We start from the raw sequence: 5937 nt of genomic DNA on the forward strand, positions 1-5937 counted from the left end.
GCAAAAAAGAGCCTCGCACCAGCGTTAGCTAGTGCGAGGCAAATACCTGGCGGCGACCTACTCTCACAGGACCTGTCGTCCCACTACCATCGGCGCAACAGCGTTTCACTTCCGGGTTCGGAATGGGACCGGGTGGTTCCACCGTGCCATGACCACCAGAATCCGAGTCTCATAGTTTCCTACAATTGGTTTCCACTAAACCCGATTTCTGAGTGCCTTGAGCATACGCGCAGGCTGTTTTCTATTGATGTCTGACTTGGTCGCGACTCCTTGATTGCCGATCACCATCAATTGGTCATCGATAACCAGCCCGCTAAGGCCTGAGCCGCTCCCTGGCATCCATATGGAGAGAGTGTATGATAAGTTTTCCACGAGAGCCCCGATTCACTCTTATACTTCGAGATTCACCTGAGCTTAATAGTCCTTCGGAAATAATGATTTCGTAAAAGGAATCAAGCCATACGGATGATTAGTAGTGCTCGGCTACGCCTGTTACCAGACTTCGACCTACACCCTATCAACGTGGTAGTCTCCCACGATCCTTCAGGGAAAATTCATCTTGGGAATAGCTTGGCGCTTAGATGCTTTCAGCGCTTATCTAGACCGAACTTAGCTACCCGGCCATGCCGTTGACACGACAACCGGTGCACCAGAGGTTCGTTGCTTCCGGTCCTCTCGTACTAGGAAGCAAACCCCTCAATTTTCCTACGCCCACAGAGGATAGAGGACCGAACTGTCTCGCGACGTTCTGAACCCAGCTCGCGTGCCGCTTTAACCGGCGAACAGCCGGACCCTTGGGACCTTCTCCAGCCCCAGGATGCGACGAGCCGACATCGAGGTGCCAAACTTCGCCGTCGATATGAACTCTTGGGCGAAATCAGCCTGTTATCCCTAAGGTACCTTTTATCCGTTGAGCGACGGCAATTCCACATTCAACCGCCGGATCACTTAGGCCTACTTTCGTATCTGCTCGGCTTGTCTGCCTCACAGTTAGGCGGGTTTATGCCTATGCACTCGACACACGGTTGCAAACCGTGCTGAACCCACCTTCGCGCTCCTCCGTTACTCTTTAGGAGGATACCGCCCCAGTAAAACTGACCGGCTGACACTGTTCCCCAGCCAGATTCATGGCATGAGGTTAGACTCTTCAATACACAAGGGTGGTATCTCACTGATGGCTCACCTGACCCCTAAAGATCAGGTTCAATGCCTCCCACTTATGCTGAGCATGTAAATCAAAAAGCCAATGACAGCTTACAGTTAAGGTCTATAGGGTCTTTCCGTCCTTCTGCGGGTAGGCGGCATCTTCACCGCCATTACAATTTCACTGAGCACCTGGTTGAGACAGTGCCCAACTCGTTACACGATTCGTGCAGGTCGGAACTTACCCGACAAGGAATTTCGCTACCTTAGGACCGTTATAGTTACGGCCGACATTCACGGGGACTTGGGTTCAAAGCTTCGCCACAAGGGCTAACATCTTACCTTAATCTTTCCGCATTGGTCACGTGTCACACCCTATACTTGGACTTGCGTCTTGGCAGAGTGCTGTGTTTTTGCTAAACAGTCGGTTGGGCCATTTCACTGCGGCCCCCACAGCCGAAGCCTAGGGGCACCCCTTCTTCCGAAGTTACGGGGCTAATTTGCCGAGTTCCTTAACCAGGGTTCACTCTTGCGCCTTAGAATACTCATCTCACCCACCTGTGTCGGTTTACGGTACGGGTTCCTTAGCATACACTGGGACTTTTCTAGGCACAGCTTCAGATGATGCGGATCGGCCGTAGCCTCACCTCGGAATTCAATTACCTAGTCATCATTCACCATGCGTCCTCCCAGTTTAAGGATCGGAAGTGCTGGAATATTAACCAGCTGTCCATCGCCTACGCATATCTGCCTCGGCTTAGGTCCCGACTAACCCAGGGACGAAAAACGTAGCCCTGGAAACCTTGGGTTTGCGGCGGCCGGGGATCTCACCCGGCTTATCGTTACTCATGTCTGCATCCTCTCTTGTCAGCACTCCAGTTTCAGTCGCCATCCACCTTCAACGCTGCTGACAATGCTCCTCTACCGCGCCAATGTCCCGAAGGACAATGACACCCAGAGCTTCGGTATAATACTTATCGCCAATCATTTTCGGCGCAGGATCTCTCGATGAGTAAGCTATTACGCATTTTTTAAATGGTGGCTGCTTCTAAGCCAACATCCTCACTGTCTGTGAAATCCCACATCCTTTCCACTTAGTATTATTTAGGCACCTTAGCTGCTGATCAGGGTTGTTTCCCTTTTGACGATGAAGCTTATCCCCCACCGTCTCACTGCCGCGTTCTACCCACTGGTATTCGGAGTTTGATAAGGTTTGGTACCCGGGTATGGGCCCTAGCCTTGTCAGTGCTCTACCCCCAGTAGTCAACACGCGACGCTGCACCTCAATGCATTTCGAGGAGAACCAGCTATCACGGGGTTTGAATAGCCTTTCACTCCTACCCTCAGCTCATCCGAGAATTTTTCAACATTCACCGGTTCGGTCCTTCACGTAGTATTACCTACGCTTCAACCTGGCCAAGGGTAGATCACCTCCGCTTCGGGTCCGGCACCTGCAACTTATTTCCGCCCTATTCGGACTCGCTTTCGCTTCGCCTCCGTCCCGGAAGGACTTAGGCTTGCCACAGATACCAACTCGCAGACTCATTAAGCAAAAGGCACGCAATCACAGCCGAAGCTGCTCTTACACCTTGTAGGCACAGGGTTTCAGGTTCTATTTCACTCCGCTCACAGCGGTACTTTTCACCTTTCCCTCACGGTACTGGTTCACTATCGGTCGCTAACTAGTATTTAGCCTTATGCGGTGGTCCGCACAGATTCATGCAACGTTTCACGTGTGCTGCATTACTCAGGGACTCCCTAGGGCCAATTCGGATTTCGGTTACGGGGATTTCACCCTCTATGTCGGAACTTTCCAGGTCCTTCACCTATCCTCATTGGTCCCATGTCGGGGCCCTACAACCCCAGGAGCAAGCTCCTGGTTTGGGCTCTTCCGCTTTCGCTCGCCACTACTTACGGAATCGATTCTCTTTCTTTTCCTCCGGTTACTGAGATGTTTCACTTCACCGGGTATCGCGTATCCTTCCCTATGTATTCAGGAAGAAACAATGATGTATTAACACCATTAGGTTACCCCATTCGGAAATCTCCGGATCAAAGTGTATTTGCCACTCCCCGAAGCTTATCGCAGCTTATCACGTCCTTCATCGCCTGTTAGCACCAAGGCATTCACTCTGTGCCCTTTAAAGCTTGATTCCAATTAAAACGAAATCAGCTTGCCGTAAGGTTTGCTTGCGGTCTTCAACGAATCGAAAACCACTCCTACCCTCACGGACTTATTGCCGTTAATATGGTCACTTTCATGACCATTATTAGAAATCGAGTATTTCCAAGGACTGCTCAAGTTGATGGCTCTTAGTGAGTAATCGTATTTTGCAATCTTGAAAAACTTATATTCTTTTTCTCCATATGGATGTCAAAGAGCGGTTCATCGTCGCTTCCACTTACATGTTTTTCGTTTCTCGTTTTCTTCAAGGGGGCTGGCCATCTTTTGATCGATGGCCTGCCATTCGCAGCTCGTTGAGCAAAGAATGGTGGGCCGGGCAGGACTTGAACCTGCGACCCCACGCTTATCAAGCGTGTGCTCTAACCAACTGAGCTACAGGCCCATTTAGATATTGGTGGAGGTTAACGGATTCGAACCGTTGACATCCTGCTTGCAAAGCAGGCGCTCTACCAACTGAGCTAAACCCCCTTAATAAAGGAGAACAAAAAGGAGAGAATAAGGACTAAATTGTGCACTGCAGCACCAAACTTCACAAAACCTATCAACAGTCAGTCTACTAACATTGTTTGTGGGAAATTGCTCTCCCACAGAATCCAACCTCTGATCACTCAGATAAATTGGACTCGACCTGTTTCAGCGGCCTGTGAGGGCTTGAAACTACTCCATAGAAAGGAGGTGATCCAGCCGCAGGTTCCCCTACGGCTACCTTGTTACGACTTCATCCCAGTTACCAGCTTCACCTTAGGACCAATTAAATGATACTTCGGGTGCTACCGGCTTCCATGATGTGACGGGCGGTGTGTACAAGACCCGGGAACGTATTCACGGCACCGTAGCTGATGTGCCATTACTAGCGATTCCGGCTTCATGGAGGCGAGTTGCAGCCTCCAATCCGAACTGGGCCCAGTTTTTCAGATTTCCTCCACCTCACGGTCTCGGTTCTAATTGTACTGGGCATTGTAGTACGTGTGCAGCCCAGGGCGTAAGGGCCATACTGACCTGACGTCATCCCCACCTTCCTCCCAGTTGATCTGGGCAGTCTGATTAGAGTCCCCACCATTACGTGCTGGCAACTAATCACAGGGGTTGCGCTCGTTGCGGGACTTAACCCAACATCTCACGACACGAGCTGACGACGGCCATGCAGCACCTGTGTAAAGTGACCGAAGTCTCACCGGCTTTCACCGGATTAGCGATACATGTCAAGCCCTGGTAAGGTTCTTCGCGTTGCATCGAATTAAGCCACATACTCCACCGCTTGTGCGGGTCCCCGTCAATTTCTTTGAGTTTTAGTCTTGCGACCGTACTTCCCAGGCGGTGCGCTTAACGCGTTAGCTCCGGCACAAGGGGGGTCGAAACCCCTCACACCAAGCGCACACCGTTTACTGCCAGGACTACAGGGGTATCTAATCCCTTTCGCTACCCTGGCCTTCGAGCCTCAGCGTCAGTAAATGTCCAGTAACTCGCCTTCGCCACGAGTGTTCCTCTCGATATCCACGCATTTCACTGCTACACCGAGAATTCCAGTTACCCCTCCATTACTCTAGTTTAGCAGTATCGGATGCAGTTCCAGGGTTGAGCCCTGGGATTTCACATCTGACTTACCAAACCGCCTACGCTCCCTTTACGCCCAGTGATTCCGAACAACGCTCGGGACCTTCGTATTACCGCGGCTGCTGGCACGAAGTTAGCCGTCCCTTCCTCTTTTGATACTATCAACCCTGTGTGCTATTAACACCCAGGTCTTACTCTCAAATGACAGGAGTTTACGACCCTAGGGCCTTCATCCTCCACGCGGCGTTGCACCATCAGACTTTCGTCCATTGTGAATTATTCTCGACTGCTGCCACCCGTAGGTGTCTGGACCGTGTCTCAGTTCCAGTGTGCCTGATCGTCCTCTCAGACCAAGTACCCGTCGTCGCCTTGGTGAGCCGTTACCTCACCAACAAGCTGATAGGGCGCGAGCCAATCTCATAGCGGCAGCCGAAGCCACCTTTACCCTTCCATTTCCAGGAGGGACCATGGGGTATTAATCCGCCTTTCGGTGGGCTATTCCCCTCTATGAGGCATGTTACTCACGTGTTACTCACCCGTGCGCCACTAAAAATACAATTAGCAAGCTATTCATATTCTCCGTGCGACTTGCATGTCTTAAACACGCCGCCAGCGTTCGTTCTGAGCCAGAATCAAACTCTCCGTAAAAAACGTATGCCAGTGATTTAAACCACTGACCAAAATTGACCTTGGAAATTCCTTCGATCCGAAACCTTTCAGCCCGGCCTCAGGAAAATCCCAACTGCATCAAGGATTTAGTCCATCCAGTAATGCAGCACACAATTTAGCCTATTCTCTCCACTCGGAAACTCTTCCCCGATTTGGCACTGTCGGTGCTTTCACACTTTCAATTCCTCATCTTCGAGGGCTCCGAGCCATGCTGTAAAAGATCCGTTATCGAGGGGACTAAAAAGCCGATCAGATTGTCAGGGTGACCCTTGGGTCCGTTCCCGACTTCCGATCGACTCTCGTCTCTCGCGCTGCGCTGTTCGGCGCGGCGGGGGGAAACTACATTTTCACCCCGTTACGTCAATACCTTTCGGGACGTTTTTTGA

At 51.1% G+C, this 5937-nt stretch carries 2 tRNA genes and 3 rRNA genes; all 5 read right to left on the reverse strand.

Going from position 1 to position 5937, the window contains the following annotated elements:
• Positions 1-44 precede the first annotated feature (44 nt).
• The 5 genes from rrf to ACFQY0_RS20755 all read right to left on the reverse strand — a co-directional run bounded on the left by rrf (position 45) and on the right by ACFQY0_RS20755 (position 5530).
• A 5S ribosomal RNA gene (gene rrf, locus ACFQY0_RS20735) occupies positions 45-160 on the reverse strand.
• A 288-nt stretch (positions 161-448) separates the two neighbouring features.
• Positions 449-3297 (reverse strand): 23S ribosomal RNA (locus ACFQY0_RS20740).
• Positions 3298-3633: 336 nt separating this feature from the next.
• Positions 3634-3710 (reverse strand) — tRNA-Ile (locus ACFQY0_RS20745).
• Between the two features lie 10 nt (positions 3711-3720).
• Positions 3721-3796: transfer RNA gene (locus ACFQY0_RS20750), tRNA-Ala, on the reverse strand.
• 200 nt (positions 3797-3996) lie between these two features.
• Positions 3997-5530: ribosomal RNA gene (locus tag ACFQY0_RS20755) — 16S ribosomal RNA — on the reverse strand.
• The 16S, 23S and 5S rRNA genes sit together here with 2 tRNA genes alongside, the layout of an rRNA operon.
• Positions 5531-5937 lie beyond the last annotated feature (407 nt).

Origin of the sequence: Haloferula chungangensis (assembly GCF_042664875.1) — a bacterium.
Lineage (GTDB): Bacteria > Verrucomicrobiota > Verrucomicrobiia > Verrucomicrobiales > Akkermansiaceae > Haloferula > Haloferula chungangensis.